We start from the raw sequence: 15,309 nt of genomic DNA, 5'->3' as shown, positions 1-15,309 counted from the left end.
GTCATCGAGCGGATGCAGGTTTGATCTGGAGAATGTCCAGCCTTTTGAGTGGCTAGCCGTCGGAAGACTTGCCACCCGTCCGGGTGGTTCCCGCCGCGGCACCCGCCTTGACCTGGGTGTCCTTCGTAGGACCGGCGGGTGCCTCAAACGACTCCAAAGCTTCGAGTACATCCTGGACGCGGGAGATCTCGGCCTGGATGTCCTCGCGCCGCCGCACCAGGACATCGAGTTCGCGTTTGCCGTCGTCGACCGTACGCCGGGCCTCCCGGTCGGCTTCCGCGCGCAACTTCTGGCCTTCCGCGATCAGTTCGGCCTTCTTCTGCTCGGCCTCCTTGAGCAGGCCCTCGGCCTTTTTCACCGCGGCGATCCGGACCCGGCTCGCCTCCGAACCGGCGTCGGCGACCAGCGCCTTGGCCTTCGTCTCGGCCTCGGCCCGCTGCTCGTTGGCGGCCTTCATCAGATTGTCGACGCGCTCGCCGACGGTCTTGAGCTGCTCCGAGGTCTCCCTGCGGGCCCGCTCGTGAAGCTGCTCGATCTCGCTCTCGACCCGGACCCGCAGCTCCTCCGCCCGGTCGCGGATCGCTGTCGCGTCCCGCCGCGCGCCGACGAGCAGCTCGTCCGCGTCCGTACGGGCCTTCTCCACCAGGGAGTTGCCCTCGACCGTCGCGTCCGCGGTGATCCGGCCGGCCTCCTTGCGGGCCGCGCCCACCATCGTGTCGGCCTGCTTCTCGGCCTCGGTGGCGGCGCGCAGCGCCTCCTCCTGCGCCTTGTTGATGAGCTGGTCGGCCTGCTCGGCCGCGTCGGAGCGGCGCTTGGCCGCGTCCTTGCGCGCCTCGTCCAGGAGCCAGTCGGTCTCCTCCTGGGCCTCGTTCCTGATCCGCTCCGCGGCGGCCTCGGTGTCCGCCTTGAACCGGTCGGCCTCGGCCCGCAGCCGCTCGGCGGCCTGCTGCGCGGCGCCCACCGTCTCGGCGGCCTCGGCGCGCATCCGCTCCGACTCGCCCGTGGCCTCCGCGATGAGCCGGTCGGCCTGCCCGGCGGCGTCGCCCCGGATACGGTTCGCGTCCTCCCGGGCCTCGGCGCGGGCGCGGGCCGCGTCCCGCTCGGCCGCCGCCAGTGAGTCCGACGCCTCGGTCCGTACCCGCTGCGCGTACTCCGCGGTGTCGGCGCGCATCCGCTCCGCCTCCGCGATCGCGTCGCCCACGGTCCGCTCGGCCAGGGACTGCGCGGCGTCGGCCTCTTCCTGGGCCCTGGCCCGGATCCGGCTCGCGTCCTCCGAGGCCCGATCCCGCTCCGCGTACGCGTCCGCGCGGACCCGGTCGGCCTCCTCCTGCGCCTCCGTCTTCGTACGCTCGGCCGCGTGCTCGGCGGCGGAGCGCAGCCCGGCGATCTCCTGCTCGGCCTGGTCCTGGAGACCGGCGACGGAGTCCCGTACCTGCTGCGCGGTCTGCTCGGCCGCGGCCACCAGCTCCGTGGCGCGGTAGTCCGCCTCCGAGACCAGCCGGTGCGCCTCGGCCTGTGCCTCCTCGACCCGGGTGCGCGCCGAGGACAGCAGCTCCTCGCTCTGCTCGCGGGCCCGCTCGCGCTCCTGGTCCGCCTCCGCGCGGGCGGCCGTCAGCGTCTCCTCGGCCTCGCGGCGGCGGCGGCCCGCCTCCTCCTGGGCCGCGGCCAGCGCCTCGGCGGCCTCGGCGCCGACCCGCTCCGCCGCGGCTGCCGCCTCGGCCCGCACCCGGTCGGCGGTCTCCTGGGCCTCCGTCTTGAGCCGCTCGGCCTCCGTGGCCGCTTCCGTACGCAGCCGTACCGCCGCGGCCTCCGCCTCGGCGCGGTACTGCGAGGCGTCGGACGCCGCCTCGTTGCGGAGCCGCCCGGCCTCCTGCTCGGCCTGCGCCTGGAGCGTACGGATCCGCTCCGCGGACTCGGCCCGCAGCCGCTCGGACTCCTCCGCGGCCTCCCGCCTGATCCGCTCCGACTCGGCGCGCGCCTCGGTGAGCGCCTCCTCGGCCGAAGTGAGCCGCTTCTCCGCCTCGGTGTGCAGCCGGGTCAGCTCGTCGGAGGCCTCGTCCTTGCGGGCCTCGATCCCGCGCTCGGTCTCCTCGCGCAGCTCGGCCGCGGCCTGTTCGGCGGCGGCCTTGGTGGCCTCGGCCTGCTCCTCGCCCTCGGCGCGCAGCCGGTCGGCCTCGGCGCGGGTGCGCTCCAGGGTCTCCTCGGCCTGCCGGCGCAGCGTGGTGGCCCGCTCGATGGCCTCCGTACGGACCCGCTCGCTCTCGGCGGTGGCACCGGAACGCAGCTCGTCCGCGTCCGCCTTGGCCTTGGTCAGCAGCTCCTCGGCGGACCTGGCCGCCTCCTCGATCTGCTGGACGGCCTCCCTGCGGGCCTCGCCGCGGATCCGCTCGCCCTCGGCGACCGCCTCGGACCGGAGCTGCTCGGCCTCGCCGCGCAGCCTGCGCGCCTCCTCCTGGAGCTCGACGGTCTTGGCGCGGTACTCCTTGGTGTCGTCCTTGGCCGCGCCCTTGAGCTGATCGGCCTGCTCGGCCGCCTCGTTGCGCAGCCGGTCCGCCTCGGCCTCGGCCTCCCGGCGGATCCGCTCGGCCTCCTCGCCGGCCGACCTGGTGGTGGCCTTGGCGTCGTCCGAGGCCTTGGTCAGCACCTCCTCGGCGGTACGGGCCGCCTTGGCGAGCTGGGCCGCGGTGTCCTCGGCGGCGACGGTGCGGGCCTTCTCCGCGGCCTCCGCGACCAGCTTCTCGGCCTCGGCGCGGGCGTCCGCGAGCGCCTGCTCGGCCTCCGCCTTGGTGGCCTCCGCGTCCTTGGTGGCCTCGCCGACCAGCCGGGCGATCTCCGACTTGGCCGTACGGGTGCGCTGCTCGGTCTGCGACTCGACCCCGGCCAGCCGCTTGGCCGCGGACTCCTTGGCCTCCGCGACGACCTTCTCGGCCTCCGCGCGGGCCTCCCGCAGCCGCTCCTGCGCCTCGTGCATCCGCTGCTCGGCGGCCCGGCTCAGCTCGGCGGCCTGCTGGCGGACCTGGTCGGCCTCGGCGGTCGTGGACGTACGCAACTGCTCGGCGTGGCCGGCGGCCTCCTGCGCCTGCGTGGACGCCGCGTTCAGCAGCCGTTCCGCGTCCCTGCGGGCCCGGAGCAGTATCGCTTCAGCTTCCGACCTGGACGCCTCGGACGCCTCGCCGAGCCGCCGGCGGGCCTCCTCGGTGACCCGGGCGGCCTCCGCGCGGGCGGCGGCCAGGGACTGCTCGGCCTCGGCGCGCGACTCGTCCAGCAGCCGCCGGGCCTGGGACTCCGTACGGGCGCGGAGCTGCTCGGCCCACGCGACGTTCTCGTTGACGTGCGACTCGACGGTCTGGCGGCGCTCCGCCAGCTCCTGGTCGAGCCGCTGCCGGCGCTGGACGGCCTCCGCGTGCAGCTCCGCCTGGAGTCTGGCCTGGTGCTCGGCGTGCTCCTGGAGGATCCGCTGCGTCTGCGCCCGGGCCTCGCGCAGTTCGCGCTCCGCGTCCGCGCGCATCTGCTCGGCCTGGATCTGGGCGTTACGGAGCATCTGCTCGGCCTGGTAGCCGAGGTCGCCGTTGTCGTAGGACGACGGACGGGTGGCCAGGGCGCGGCGTGCCTCATGGAGCTTGGCGCGCAATACCTCGACCTGGTAACCGAGGTCCTCGGCGTGCTGGACGGCCTTCTCCCGCGCGGTCTTCAGCCGGTCCATCTCGGCTTCGAACCGCGAGAGGTGGTCGTCGTCAGCTCGGTGGCTCTCCTGGCGTTCGTAGCCCCGCACTGCGCGGTCCCATCCGTCCCCTGGTCGCAACTGCCCAATCGAGCACCGTTCGCGGCGAACGGCCCCCCGGGGAATGGTGTCAGATCAACGGCAGGGGCGCGGCCCCGGCCCGGCCCCGGCCCGGAGCGCCCCACTCTACCGGGCCGGGAATCCTTAAGGTCAGTGCTCCGGGGCGGAGGTGACGAGTTCTGTGAGGACTCCGTGACAGTCCTTCGGGTGCAGGAAAGTGATGCGCGAGCCCATGGAACCCCTGCGCGGCTCGTCGTAGAGGACCCGTACGCCCTTGTCACGGACCGCCCGGGCGTCCCCGTCGACATCGGCGGTCCCGAACGCGATGTGGTGGACCCCCTCGCCGTTCTTCGCGAGCCACTTGCCGACGGGGGAGTCCTCCCGTACGGGTTCGAGGAGCTGGAGGTACGAAGCTCCGCCGTCGGACGTCTCATTGATCTTGAGCATGGCCTCGCGGACGCCCTGCTCCTCGTTGACCTCGGTGTGGAAGACCTCGAATCCGTAGGTGGCCCGGTAGAACTCGACGGTGGCGTCGAGATCGAAACAGGCGATTCCGATGTGGTCGATTCGCGTCAGCATGGGGACAGTGCAGCGTCTCGCCGCCGGTTACGCAACGTGCGCGCGATCACACGCACGGCCGGGTGACCCCGGCGCGTACCGCTCAGTACATTGGAGTAAACCCTCGTTCACTCCTCACGCTCCACGCAAAGGGGATCAGGTCTCATGTCGGACTCGAACACCACCACCTCCGTGATCGTCGCGGGCGCCCGTACTCCCATGGGACGGCTGCTCGGCTCGCTGAAATCCTTCTCCGGCGCGGAGCTGGGCGGCTTCGCGATCAAGGCCGCGCTGGACCGTGCGGGGATTCGCGGCGACCAGGTGCAGTACGTGATCATGGGCCAGGTGCTCCAGGCCGGGGCGGGGCAGATCCCGGCGCGCCAGGCCGCGGTCAAGGGCGGCATTCCGATGAACGTGCCCGCGCTCACCGTCAACAAGGTCTGCCTCTCCGGGCTCGACGCGATCGCGCTCGCCGACCAGCTCATCCGCGCGGGCGAGTTCGACGTGGTGGTCGCGGGCGGCCAGGAGTCCATGACCAACGCCCCGCACCTGCTCCCCAAGTCCCGTGAGGGCTACAAGTACGGCGCGGTCGAGCTGCTCGACTCGATGGCGTACGACGGGCTGACCGACTCCTTCGAGGAGATCGCCATGGGCGCCTCGACGGAGAAGCACAACACCCGGCTCGGTATCGCCCGTCCCGAGCAGGACGAATTCGGTGCGCTGTCCCACCAGCGGGCCGCCGCCGCGCAGAAGAACGGGATCTTCGAGGCCGAGATCGTCCCGGTGGAGATCCCGCAGCGCAAGGGCGACCCGGTGCTGTTCACCCAGGACGAGGGCATCCGCCCGGAGACCACGGTGGAGTCCCTGGCCCGGCTGCGCCCGGCCTTCGACAAGGACGGCACGATCACGGCGGGCACGTCCTCGCAGATCTCGGACGGCGCCGCGGCGGTCGTGGTGATGAGCAGGGCCAGGGCCGAGGAACTGGGCCTGGAGTGGATCGCGGAGATCGGCGCGCACGGCAATGTGGCGGGCCCGGACAACTCGCTCCAGTCCCAGCCGTCCAACGCCATCCAGCACGCCCTCAAGAAGGAGGGCATCGGCGTCGCGGACCTCGATCTCATCGAGATCAACGAGGCCTTCGCGGCGGTCGCTGTGCAGTCGATGAAGGACCTCGGAGTGTCCCCGGAAAAGGTGAACGTGAACGGCGGCGCGATCGCCCTCGGTCACCCGATCGGGATGTCCGGCGCGCGGCTCGTACTGCATCTCGCGCTGGAGCTGAAGCGGCGCGGCGGCGGTGTCGGCGCGGCGGCGCTGTGCGGCGGGGGCGGGCAGGGGGACGCGCTGATCCTGCGGGTGGCGGGGTAGCCGTAGCCGTCCGTACATCTCGTACGTATGCACGTACGTTCATATGCACCGCCGTGTGCACCGCCGAGGAACGGAGCTGGAGCTGTGACGCAGGACGTCCCCCAACTGGTGGCTCAGGCGCGGGAGGGCCGCCCGCGGGCCGTGGCCCGGCTGATCTCACTGGTCGAGGGGGCGTCGCCGCAGCTCCGCGAGGTGATGGCGGCGCTGGCGCCGCTCGCGGGCCGGGCGTATGTCGTCGGGATCACCGGATCGCCGGGTGTCGGCAAGTCGACATCCACCTCGGCGCTGGTCAGCGCGTACCGCAGGGCCGGCAAGCGGGTCGCGGTGCTCGCGGTCGACCCCTCGTCCCCCTTCTCCGGGGGCGCGCTGCTCGGTGACCGGGTCCGGATGTCCGAACACGCCTCGGACCCGGGCGTCTATATCCGCTCCATGGCCACCCGCGGCCATCTCGGCGGTCTGGCCTGGGCGGCTCCGCAGGCGATCCGGGTCCTGGACGCGGCGGGCTGCGACGTGATCGTGGTGGAGACGGTCGGGGTCGGCCAGTCGGAGGTCGAGATCGCCTCCCAGGCCGACACCTCGGTGGTGCTGCTGGCGCCGGGCATGGGCGACGGCATCCAGGCGGCGAAGGCGGGAATCCTGGAGATCGGCGATGTGTACGTGGTGAACAAGGCGGACCGCGACGGCGCCGACGCGACCGTCCGCGAGCTGAACCACATGCTGGGCCTCGGCGAGGCCAGGGGCCCGGGCGACTGGCGGCCACCGATCGTCAAGACGGTCGCGGCGCGCGGCGAGGGCATCGACGAGGTGGTGGAGGCGCTGGAGAAGCACCGGGCGTGGATGGAGGAGCACGGCGTCCTCACCAGCCGCCGTACCGCCCGCGCGGCGCACGAGGTCGAGACGATCGCCGTCACGGCCCTCCGCACCCGCATCGCCGACCTCCACGGCAACCGCCGACTCGCGGCCCTGGCGGAACGCGTGGTGACGGGCGACCTGGACCCGTACGCGGCGTCGGACGAACTGGTGGCGGGCCTGACGGAGGCGTGACGGGGTGCCGGTGGCGCGGTGGGTACCGGGTCCGTCCGGTGCCGGTCCGTCCTCAATCGCCGGACGGGCTTGTTTCCCGGGTGCCGGGCAATTCCAGCCTGTCCGGCGTTTGAGGACGGAACGGGTGCCTCCGGTGCCGGGTGCCCAATTGAGCCCGTCCGGCGATTGAGGACGAAACGGGCCGTCAGTCGTCGTCGTGGCCGTGCCGGTCGTCGTCGTGGTCGTCGTCCGGTGTGACTCGGGCCGTCCGGGTGTCCACGTTCAGCTCGCGGCTGTGGCCGTCCTTGGTGCGTACCGTGACCTCCCAGTGGTCGCCGCGGTCGTCGTCACCGTCGTCGTCCCGCTCGACCGAAGTCACCGTGCCCGGGACCCGCTTCAGCGCCGCGTCGGCCGCCTGGTCAGCCGTCAGGCTCGCCGCCGGGTCCGCTGTGGGATCCGCGGTGGGGTCCGCCGTCGGGTCCGCCGAGCCGGGCCGCGGCACCGGGACCGGCAGCGTCCCCGTCCCCGCGCTCGCCCCGGTCCGCGTCGTGCCGCGGTCGTCGTCGCCCATGGCGACCGCCGTGTACGTTCCGCCGCCGATCAGAGCCGCCACGGCAATGGCGGCGATGGTGAGATTGCGCTTCATGAGGTACTCCCCGGTCGGTCCGACTGCCAACGCCCTCAATGTCGTCCACCGAAGCTGAAGCCCGCCTGAAGCGACCTGAAGAGATCTTCAGGTTCCGTTTGGGAAGGTGGGGGCATGCGCTTGCTGATCGTGGAGGACGAGAAGCGGCTCGCCGTCTCGCTCGCCGGCGGACTGAAGGCCGAGGGCTTCGCCGTGGATGTCGTCCACGACGGCCTCGAAGGGCTGCACCGGGCCGGGGAGGGCGTCTACGACCTGGTCGTGCTCGACATCATGCTGCCCGGCATGAACGGCTACCGGGTCTGCGCGGCCCTGCGCGCCGCCGGAAACGACGTACCGATCCTGATGCTGACCGCGAAGGACGGCGAGTACGACGAGGCGGAGGGACTCGACACGGGCGCCGATGACTATCTGACCAAGCCGTTCTCGTACGTCGTGCTGGTCGCCCGCGTCAAGGCGCTGCTGCGCCGCCGTGGTTCGGCCGGCGCCTCGCCCGTCCTGCGGGTGGGCGGGCTGAGCATCGACACCGCGGCCCGCCGGGTCTTCCGGGACGGGACCGAAGTGGCCCTGACCGCCAAGGAGTTCGCCGTGCTGGAACAACTCGCCGTCCGGGCGGGCGAGGTGGTCGGCAAGCCGCAGATCCTGGAGCATGTCTGGGACTTCGCCTACGACGGCGATCCCAACATCATCGAGGTCTACATCAGCGCGCTGCGGCGCAAGATCGGTGCGACCGCCATCCAGACCGTGCGCGGCGCCGGCTACCGGCTGACGTCGTCATGAGCGCCGGAAAGCGCCCCTTCGGCTCCGTACGCCCCTTCGGCTCCGTACGGGCCAAGACCTCTCTGGGGGCGACAGCCGTCGTGGCGGTCGCGCTCGTGGCCGCCGGGATCGCGGTCCTTCTCTCGCTCCGCGCGAACCTCACCGACCAGGCCGACCGCGAGGCCGATTCCGCGGCGCGCGATGTCGCCCTGGACATCGCCTCCCGGGTCCCCGGCCGGACGTCGTACCGGGATCTTGAACTCCCCGAGGCGGCGGACCATCCGGTGCAGGTCGCCACCCAGGACGGCCGGCTGCTGGCGATGGGCGAGGACCTGGAGCGGATCAGCGGTACGGGGGTGCCCGCCGCCGCGGTCGTACCGGCGCCCTCCGCCCCGCAGTCGGGCCAACCGGTGGACGGCGGCCGTGGCGGCGGCGACAACAGCGGGGACGACGACGGCGATGACGACGTCGAGACCGGCGACGACCACGGGGGCCGCGCCGTCCCCGCCGTCGGCGAGATCGGCGACATCACCGAGCACACCTCGGGAAGCGCCACCGTCGACGGCACGGCCGGCGACTACCGCTTCGCCACCATCGCCGTGACCGACGGCTCCGGCGCAACCGTCGTCGTCCATGCCGGTGCCTCGCTGGCCGCCCGGGACACCGCGGTCGGCACGGCCGCCGTGGCGATGCTGCTGGGACTGCCCGTCCTGCTGCTGGTCGTCGCGGGAGTGACCTGGCTGGTGACCCGGCGGGCGCTCAGGCCCGTGGAGGGCATCCGGCGCGAGATGGCGGCCATCACCGCGTCCGAGGACCTGTCCAGACGGGTGCCGGAGCCCGCCGCCCATGACGAGGTGGCCCGGCTCGCCCGTACGACCAATGAGACGCTCACCGCGCTGGAGGCGGCCGTCGACCGGCAGCGCCGCTTTGTCGCGGACGCCTCGCACGAACTGCGCAGCCCCATCGCGTCCCTCCGCACCCAGCTCGAAGTGGGCGACGCGCACCCGGAACTGCTGGACATGCCGGGCGCGGTCGCGGACACCGTACGGCTCCAACGGCTCGCCGTCGATCTGCTGCTGCTGGCCCGGCTGGACGCGGGGGAGCGGCCGGGGCAGAACCGGCTCGATCTGGGCGCGCTGGTCCGCGAGGAGGTCTCGCAGCGGACCCTGGACGCCGTTCCGGTCGCACTCGACCTGGGACAGGGGGTCGAAGTCGCCGGATCGCGCGGCCAGTTGGCACGGGTGCTCGGCAATCTGCTCGACAACGCGCAACGTCACGCACGCGGTTCGGTACGGGTGTCCGTGCGGCGGTCGGCGGACGGACAGGTGGTGCTCGCGGTCACCGACGACGGTGCCGGGGTGCCTGAGGCGGAGCGCGAGCGGATCTTCGAACGGTTCGTACGGCTGGACGAGGCCCGGGATCGTGACGACGGCGGCGCCGGACTGGGCCTCGCCATAGCCCGCGATGTGGCCGAACGCCACGGCGGCACGCTCACAGCCGCCCCAGCCCCCGCAGGCGGAGCCCGCTTCGAACTCCGCCTACCCCCCACCTGACCAGCCCCCGGCGAACCGAGCCCTCAAAGTCACAACCTCCCGCGTCGGCCCCGCAGGTGTTCCGCCACCGGTGTCAGTGACTCCCGCAACTGCGTGAGCGCTTCCGGCGACAGCAGATCGATGAAGTGCTTGCGTACCGACGCCACATGGTGCGGTGCCACCTTGCGCATCGTGTCCATGCCGTGGTCCGTCAACACGGCGTACAGACCTCGCCGGTCCGACTCGCAGTGTTCCCTGCGGACCAGTTCCGCCGCTTCCATCCTGGTGATCTGGTGCGAGAGCCGGCTCTTGGACTGGAGCGTGGTGGCCGCGAGGTCACTCATCCGCATGCGCCGCTCCGCCGACTCCGAGAGATTCACCAGGATCTCGTAGTCGTTCATGGTCAGTCCGAACGGCTGCAGGTCCTTCTCCAACTGGTGCGTCAGCAGCTTGTTGACATCGAGGTGGGTGCGCCAGGCGCACTGTTCCCCGTCGGTCAGCCAGCGGGTGGCGGTCTCGGTCTCCATGTATGGATTCTACCTAAGAAGTTGAATTCCGTATAAATCTTGCGCGAGGTGGCCTTGCGCGAGGTGACGCCGCGCACCGGCGTTCGACGTCACGCTCCGCAGCCTATCGGTCACAACCCGAAGCGACGCTGGAGATCCCCGAGCTGCCCCGGCAGCCTGGGCGCCGCCCCCTGGCCCGGCTGACCGTGGCCCGGCGCGGGAGCGCCGCCGCCCGGCACGCCCGGCTCGTGCGGCACCGCGCCCGTCGCCTGCTCCGCCATCAGCGTCTCGGTCGACTGGAGCAGCACCGTACCCGCTCCGACGAACTCGAACTGGTGCTCCTCGCCCGAGGTGCCCCCGATCCCCGTCAGCGACCGCAGCCCGCCCATCACCCCGGTCATATAGCCGTGGTCGTAGTGATGGCACGGCGAGGGGCAGTCCGCCCAGCCCACCAGGGCCTGCGGATCCACCCGGATAGGGGGTTCCATGAAGACGACCGGACCGTTCGAGGCCGCCACGAACTTCCCCGTACCGATCAGCGTCAGAAAGCCCGGCACGATCGACTGCTTCAGCGCGAGCGACGGCTGGTACGCCAGCAGATTCCCGGAGCGGATCGTCAGATTGCCGTCCTCCAGGTCGTACGAATTGACGTCGAAGGCCCGGTCGGCGAGCAGCATCTTGCCGCTGCCCTCCGCCACCACCCAGTCGCTCGCGTGCAGCGGCGAGTGGAAGCTCGTACGCAGCAGCCGGTCGAAGCGGCCGTGCCCGATCCCGTTGAAGTCGATCCGCCCGTAGTAGGCGATCATCTTCCCCTTCTGGAGGAACCACTGGCTCCCCTTCAGCTCCACACAGAAGGTGTACGCGTTGACGTTGTCGTCGCTGGGCAGCGTCATCGGGTCATGGATCACGGGCGCGCTCACAGCTTCTCCTCCGACGCCTGGACGTACACCGCACCGCTGCCGCTCAGTTCGAGCTGGAACGCCTCGCCCGAGCCGCGCCCCACCATGTCGCGCCAGCCGAGCGCCGTGGAGAGCTTGTTCCGTACCTCGCCATGGTGGGCGACATACGCCTGGGGGTCCACATGGACATCCCTGCCGGGGCTGATCGGCACCTCGATCACCCCGCCGTGTGCCATCACCGCGACCGCGCCATGCCCCTTGAGCGTGGTGGTGAACAGGCCCTGGCCGGTCACCTGGCCGCGCACCATGCCCATGACCCCGCCCTGCGAGCCCATGAACATCGTGCCCTGCTGGAGCGTCCCGTCGAAGGCGAGCAGCCGGTCGGCCTCGACATACAGGGTGTCCCCGGCGAGATTGATGACCTGGATGTGATGGCCGCCATGGCCGAACAGCACCGTACCGCTGCCCTCCACCGTCATCAGCGGAGTCGCCTCATTGGCCACCCGCCGGCCGATCATCGACATCAGCCCGCCCTGGCCGCCCTGCATGTTCGGGGTGAAGCTGACCTCGCCCCGGTACGCGAGCATCGCGCCGCGCTGGCTGAACATTTTCTGGCCGGGCATCACCGTCGCCTCGACCATCTTCGAGTTGATCTCGCGGAACGGCATCACACATCGCCCCCGACCGTGTTGCGCTCGCTGGGCTGTACGTACACGAGCCCGTCGCCCTCGAAGCGGATCTGGAAGGCCTCGCCGCCGCCCTCGCCCATGAGGGTGCGGAAGGTCACCCCCGCCTGGAAGTGCTGCTGGAGACTGCCCTGGTGGGCGATGTACGCGCCGGGGTCGACCGAGAGCGGGTACTGCGGGGTCACGCGCAGGACCACTGCCGGGCCGTCCGACATGATCGCCGCCTGCCCCATCCCCTCGACGGTCGTGGTGAACAGACCGTTGCCGGTCGCGCCGCCGCGCAGCCCGGTGAAGGTCGTACCGGTCCGCAGCCCGGCGTCCGTGCAGAGCAGATTGCTCGCCTCGACATAGAGCTTGTCGCCGTGCAGCGACACGAGGTTGATCTCGCTCGCCCGGTCGGCGAAGTAGCAGGTCCCCTGGCCCCTCACCTCCATGACGGTCATCTGTTCACCGGTGAGGCGGCGCGTCACCATCCCGCGCAGGCCCTCACCGCCGCCGGACATCTTCTTGAACGCCATCTGGCCGTCGTACGCGACCATCGAGCCGTTCTTCGCCTTGACGGCGTCGCCGGACATGTCCACGGCGAGCACCTTGCTGCCTTGCAGTCGGAACTGAGCCACGGATCGAAGGTAATGGGCCGAGGAGGGTACGAACAGGTCTTTCCGTCCCGAAGGCGTTCTGGCGGCGTACCACCCTCGTAACGGTCGGGCAAAACCGGGCTGCCACAATGGTCCCGCTTGTGCGCGCGTTCACAAGATCGCGCGGCCCTGCCTCCCCCCGACGCCCCCTGACGACAAAGGTGCCTGCCTCGTGGACATCAAGACCGCCTCCTCCCTCCACCGACTCCGCCTGGTCTCCGCCCCCGAGGCCGTGTCCTTTCTGCTGCTGCTCGTCTGCTCGGTGCTCAAGCGCACGACGGACTTCAACGCGGTGCCCGTGATGGGCGCGATCCACGGCCTGCTCTTCATCCTGTACGTGATCTTCTGGCTGGACGCCTGGAACCGCACCAAGTGGTCCTTCGGGACGGCGGCCCTCTACTTCGTCCTCTCCGTCCTGCCGACCGGCGGCTTCTTCGCCGAGCGCAAGCTCAAGCGCGCGGCCGAGGACGAGGTCATCGCCTCCCGCGCCCGCCGCGAGGACCGCGAAGGTACGGTGAACGCATGATCGTCGCCTTTTCCGTCTCCCCGCTGGGCGTGGGGGAGGACGTCGGTGAGTACGTCGCCGACGCCGTCCGGGTGGTCCGCGAGTCCGGGCTGCCGAACCGTACCGACGCCATGTTCACCTCGGTCGAGGGCGAGTGGGACGAGGTGATGGACGTGGTCAGGCGGGCCGTCGCGGCGGTCGAGGCGCGGGCGCCACGGGTCTCGCTGGTGCTCAAGGCGGACATCCGGCCGGGGGTCACGGACGGGCTGACCTCGAAGGTCGAGACGGTGGAACGGCATCTGTCGGCGCCGGGCGAAGCCTCCTGATCAGTCGGCGCCGTCCGGTATCCGCGCCCGGGCATGGGCGCTTCCGAGTCTGTCTCCCCTTCCCGGCCCCGCGCCACCGCCCGCGCCCGTACGCGGTAACGCCCCGGCCCCGAACCGCCCGCACGGACGACCCCAGGTCGACACGCCGGTCGATATCCCTTTCCGTGGGGATATCGACCTCGCGACCTCTGGAGGCACCGTGCGGTCCGACGGCTACGACTCCGACGGCTACGACTACGACTTCTACAGTTGCCTCGCCGGTCCCCTGACGGAGCCGGCCGGGCCGGAAAGGCCGGGCGGACCGGACACCAGCCGCGCGTACCGCGTGCGCTACCGCAGTCTGCTCGCCCGTGAACCCCACCGGATACGCGCGGTCCTGCTGATGGCCCTCGCCCCGGTGCTCTCCGGCGCCCTCCTCGTCTATCTGGTCTGGCCCACCCACCGGACCAGGCGCGAGGGCGGCGAGCGCTGGCTGGTCGTCTTCGACCAGGTGATGCTCGGCTCGATCGGGCTGATCTCCCTGTTCATGCTCGTCAACGTCACCTCGGTCGCGCACGCCACGATGGTCGCCAGGGACCCCATACCCGTGCCCGCGGAGGCGGGTACCAGGGTCGCGTTCCTCACCACGTACGTACCGGGCAAGGAGCCGCTGTCCATGGCGCGCGGCACGCTCGAAGGGGCGGTACGGCTGCGCCACTGCGGCCCGCTCGACGTATGGCTGCTCGACGAGGGCGACGACAGCGAGGCCAGGGCGCTCTGCGAGGAGCTGGGCGTCCGTCACTTCACCCGGCACGGGGTGCCGGAATGGAACCAGCGGAAGGGCGCGCACAAGACACGTACCAAACACGGCAACTACAACGCGTGGATCGCGATGCACGGCGACGAGTACGACTTCTTCGCCTCCGTCGACACCGACCACGTACCGCTCCCCAACTACCTGGAGCGGATGATGGGTTACTTCCGCGATCCGGATGTGGCCTTCGTCGTGGGACCCCAGGTGTACGGCAACTACACCTCACCGGTCACCAAGGCCGCCGAGTCGCAGCAGTTCCTCTTCCACGCGCTGATCCAGCGGGCCGGAAACCGCTATCACGCCCCGATGTTCGTCGGCACCAACAATGTCGTCCGGATCAGCGCGGTCAAGCAGATCGGCGGTCTGTACGACTCGATCACCGAGGACATGGCCACCGGCTTCGAACTGCACCGCAGGCTCAACCCCCGTACGGGCCGCTACTGGCGTTCCGTCTACACCCCCGACGTACTGGCCGTCGGCGAGGGCCCCGCCTCCTGGACCGACTTCTTCACCCAGCAGCTCCGCTGGTCCCGGGGGACGTACGAGACGCTCTTCACGCAGTACTGGAAGGCACCCTTCCGGATGCCGCCGGGCCGGCTGCTCAGCTACACGCTGATGCTCGTCTACTACCCGATGACCGCGGTCAACTGGCTGCTGGGCATTCTGAGCTGCGTCCTGTTCCTCTGGCTCGGCGCCTCCGGCACCCAGGTGTCCTCGTCGGTCCTGCTGATGCTCTACAGCGACGCCGCCGCCCTCCAGATCGGCCTCTACCTCTGGAACCGGCGCCACAATGTCTCCCCCCACGAGCCCGAGGGCTCGGGCGGGCTGGCCGGGATGGCGATGTCCGCGCTCTCCGCGCCGATCTACCTCCGGTCGCTCGGCTCGGCCGTGATCCGCACCCGCGGCAGCTTCGTCGTCACCCCCAAGGGCGGCAGCGCCAGTCCCGACCGGCTGATGACCTTCCGGCTGCATCTGTACTGGGCCGGTCTGCTGCTCGCCTCGCTGATCGCGTCCGTGTTCCTGGACCACACCCACGCGGCGATGCGCACCTGGGCCCTGCTGGCCCTCGCCATCGCGCTCGCGCCCGTCGCCGTCTGGGGCTGGACCACCTGGCGCGAGGAGGTCCGCCGCAAGGCCGCCGGGCCGGGCGAGACCGTCACCGTGCCCGCCCCCGAGCCGGGCGAGGAGCCCGAGCCCGCGCTCGCGACGACCGGCGGCAACTGAGGGGCGACCGGCGCGGACCGACCGGTGACCGATGGAGCCGATCGGCGACCGGCGCGAACCGACCGGCGACC

General features: G+C 71.3%; 14 protein-coding genes. 7 read left to right on the top strand and 7 right to left on the bottom strand.

Annotated features, from left to right (window positions below; translation table 11 throughout):
* Positions 1–52: 52 nt before the first annotated feature.
* Entirely contained in the window at positions 53–3,772 is a 3,720-nt protein-coding gene (gene scy, locus KQY30_RS10360; RefSeq protein ID WP_217306575.1) for a polarized growth protein Scy, read from the bottom strand.
* Positions 3,773–3,931: 159 nt separating this feature from the next.
* A complete protein-coding gene (mce, locus tag KQY30_RS10355; protein ID WP_217306574.1) occupies positions 3,932–4,360 on the bottom strand; it encodes a methylmalonyl-CoA epimerase in 429 nt (142 codons plus the stop codon).
* 144 nt (positions 4,361–4,504) lie between these two features.
* Here mce and KQY30_RS10350 point away from each other — a divergent pair, with 144 nt between their 5' ends.
* Positions 4,505–5,704 (top strand): acetyl-CoA C-acetyltransferase, encoded by a 1,200-nt coding sequence (locus KQY30_RS10350; RefSeq protein ID WP_217306573.1) that lies wholly within the window; start codon positions 4,505–4,507, stop codon positions 5,702–5,704.
* An 84-nt stretch (positions 5,705–5,788) separates the two neighbouring features.
* The gene (gene meaB, locus KQY30_RS10345; RefSeq protein ID WP_217306572.1) at positions 5,789–6,748 is read left to right on the top strand and encodes a methylmalonyl Co-A mutase-associated GTPase MeaB; all 960 of its coding nucleotides are present in this window, start codon (positions 5,789–5,791) and stop codon (positions 6,746–6,748) included.
* Between the two features lie 184 nt (positions 6,749–6,932).
* Here the strand turns inward: meaB and KQY30_RS10340 are convergent, their stop codons facing one another.
* Complete coding sequence (locus KQY30_RS10340; protein WP_217306571.1) at positions 6,933–7,373, bottom strand: PepSY domain-containing protein; 441 nt, start codon at positions 7,371–7,373, stop codon at positions 6,933–6,935.
* Positions 7,374–7,487: 114 nt separating this feature from the next.
* Between KQY30_RS10340 and KQY30_RS10335 the strand changes: the two genes are divergently transcribed.
* Together KQY30_RS10335 and KQY30_RS10330 are read left to right on the top strand one after the other, a co-directional pair.
* On the top strand, positions 7,488–8,150 hold the full coding sequence (locus tag KQY30_RS10335) for a response regulator transcription factor (RefSeq protein ID WP_217306570.1): 663 nt from the start codon (positions 7,488–7,490) through the stop codon (positions 8,148–8,150).
* The gene (locus KQY30_RS10330) at positions 8,147–9,682 is read left to right on the top strand and encodes a HAMP domain-containing sensor histidine kinase (RefSeq protein WP_217306569.1); all 1,536 of its coding nucleotides are present in this window, start codon (positions 8,147–8,149) and stop codon (positions 9,680–9,682) included. The genes KQY30_RS10335 and KQY30_RS10330 overlap by 4 nt, the downstream gene beginning before the upstream one ends.
* Positions 9,683–9,711: 29 nt before the next feature.
* Here the strand turns inward: KQY30_RS10330 and KQY30_RS10325 are convergent, their stop codons facing one another.
* From KQY30_RS10325 to KQY30_RS10310, 4 genes are all read right to left on the bottom strand, one after another.
* Positions 9,712–10,188 (bottom strand): MarR family winged helix-turn-helix transcriptional regulator, encoded by a 477-nt coding sequence (locus KQY30_RS10325; RefSeq protein ID WP_217306568.1) that lies wholly within the window; start codon positions 10,186–10,188, stop codon positions 9,712–9,714.
* 110 nt (positions 10,189–10,298) lie between these two features.
* On the bottom strand, positions 10,299–11,087 hold the full coding sequence (locus tag KQY30_RS10320; protein ID WP_217306567.1) for an AIM24 family protein: 789 nt from the start codon (positions 11,085–11,087) through the stop codon (positions 10,299–10,301).
* Positions 11,084–11,734: an AIM24 family protein gene (locus tag KQY30_RS10315; RefSeq protein WP_046494505.1), complete on the bottom strand. Its 651-nt coding sequence runs from the start codon at positions 11,732–11,734 to the stop codon at positions 11,084–11,086. Before KQY30_RS10315 ends, KQY30_RS10320 begins: the two co-directional genes overlap by 4 nt.
* On the bottom strand, positions 11,734–12,372 hold the full coding sequence (locus KQY30_RS10310) for an AIM24 family protein (RefSeq protein WP_217306566.1): 639 nt from the start codon (positions 12,370–12,372) through the stop codon (positions 11,734–11,736). Before KQY30_RS10310 ends, KQY30_RS10315 begins: the two co-directional genes overlap by 1 nt.
* Before the next feature lie 190 nt (positions 12,373–12,562).
* Here KQY30_RS10310 and KQY30_RS10305 point away from each other — a divergent pair, with 190 nt between their 5' ends.
* From KQY30_RS10305 to KQY30_RS10295, 3 genes are all read left to right on the top strand, one after another.
* Positions 12,563–12,916 carry a DUF3817 domain-containing protein gene (locus tag KQY30_RS10305; RefSeq protein WP_046494507.1) on the top strand — a complete coding sequence of 118 codons (354 nt, stop codon included), beginning with the start codon at positions 12,563–12,565 and terminating at the stop codon, positions 12,914–12,916.
* Positions 12,913–13,221, top strand: a complete 309-nt coding sequence (locus KQY30_RS10300; RefSeq protein WP_217306565.1) for an MTH1187 family thiamine-binding protein — start codon at positions 12,913–12,915, stop codon at positions 13,219–13,221. The genes KQY30_RS10305 and KQY30_RS10300 overlap by 4 nt, the downstream gene beginning before the upstream one ends.
* 199 nt (positions 13,222–13,420) lie before the next feature.
* Entirely contained in the window at positions 13,421–15,238 is a 1,818-nt protein-coding gene (locus tag KQY30_RS10295; RefSeq protein ID WP_254407051.1) for a glycosyltransferase family 2 protein, read from the top strand.
* Positions 15,239–15,309: the final 71 nt, after the last annotated feature.

The organism is Streptomyces sp. GMY02, from assembly GCF_019056675.1.
In the GTDB taxonomy this organism is placed as follows: domain Bacteria; phylum Actinomycetota; class Actinomycetes; order Streptomycetales; family Streptomycetaceae; genus Streptomyces; species Streptomyces odonnellii.
This window is presented reverse-complemented; position numbering and strand designations above follow the sequence as displayed.

What these genes read in the sequence shown, in the direction of transcription:
- mce (WP_217306574.1), bottom strand. Translation starts at nt 4,360, where the DNA reads ATGCTGACGCGAATCGACCACATCGGAATCGCCTGTTTCGATCTCGAC.
- KQY30_RS10350 (WP_217306573.1), top strand. Translation starts at nt 4,505, where the DNA reads ATGTCGGACTCGAACACCACCACCTCCGTGATCGTCGCGGGCGCCCGT.
- KQY30_RS10340 (WP_217306571.1), bottom strand. Translation starts at nt 7,373, where the DNA reads ATGAAGCGCAATCTCACCATCGCCGCCATTGCCGTGGCGGCTCTGATC.
- KQY30_RS10335 (WP_217306570.1), top strand. Translation starts at nt 7,488, where the DNA reads ATGCGCTTGCTGATCGTGGAGGACGAGAAGCGGCTCGCCGTCTCGCTC.
- KQY30_RS10330 (WP_217306569.1), top strand. Translation starts at nt 8,147, where the DNA reads ATGAGCGCCGGAAAGCGCCCCTTCGGCTCCGTACGCCCCTTCGGCTCC.
- KQY30_RS10325 (WP_217306568.1), bottom strand. Translation starts at nt 10,188, where the DNA reads ATGGAGACCGAGACCGCCACCCGCTGGCTGACCGACGGGGAACAGTGC.
- KQY30_RS10315 (WP_046494505.1), bottom strand. Translation starts at nt 11,734, where the DNA reads ATGCCGTTCCGCGAGATCAACTCGAAGATGGTCGAGGCGACGGTGATG.
- KQY30_RS10300 (WP_217306565.1), top strand. Translation starts at nt 12,913, where the DNA reads ATGATCGTCGCCTTTTCCGTCTCCCCGCTGGGCGTGGGGGAGGACGTC.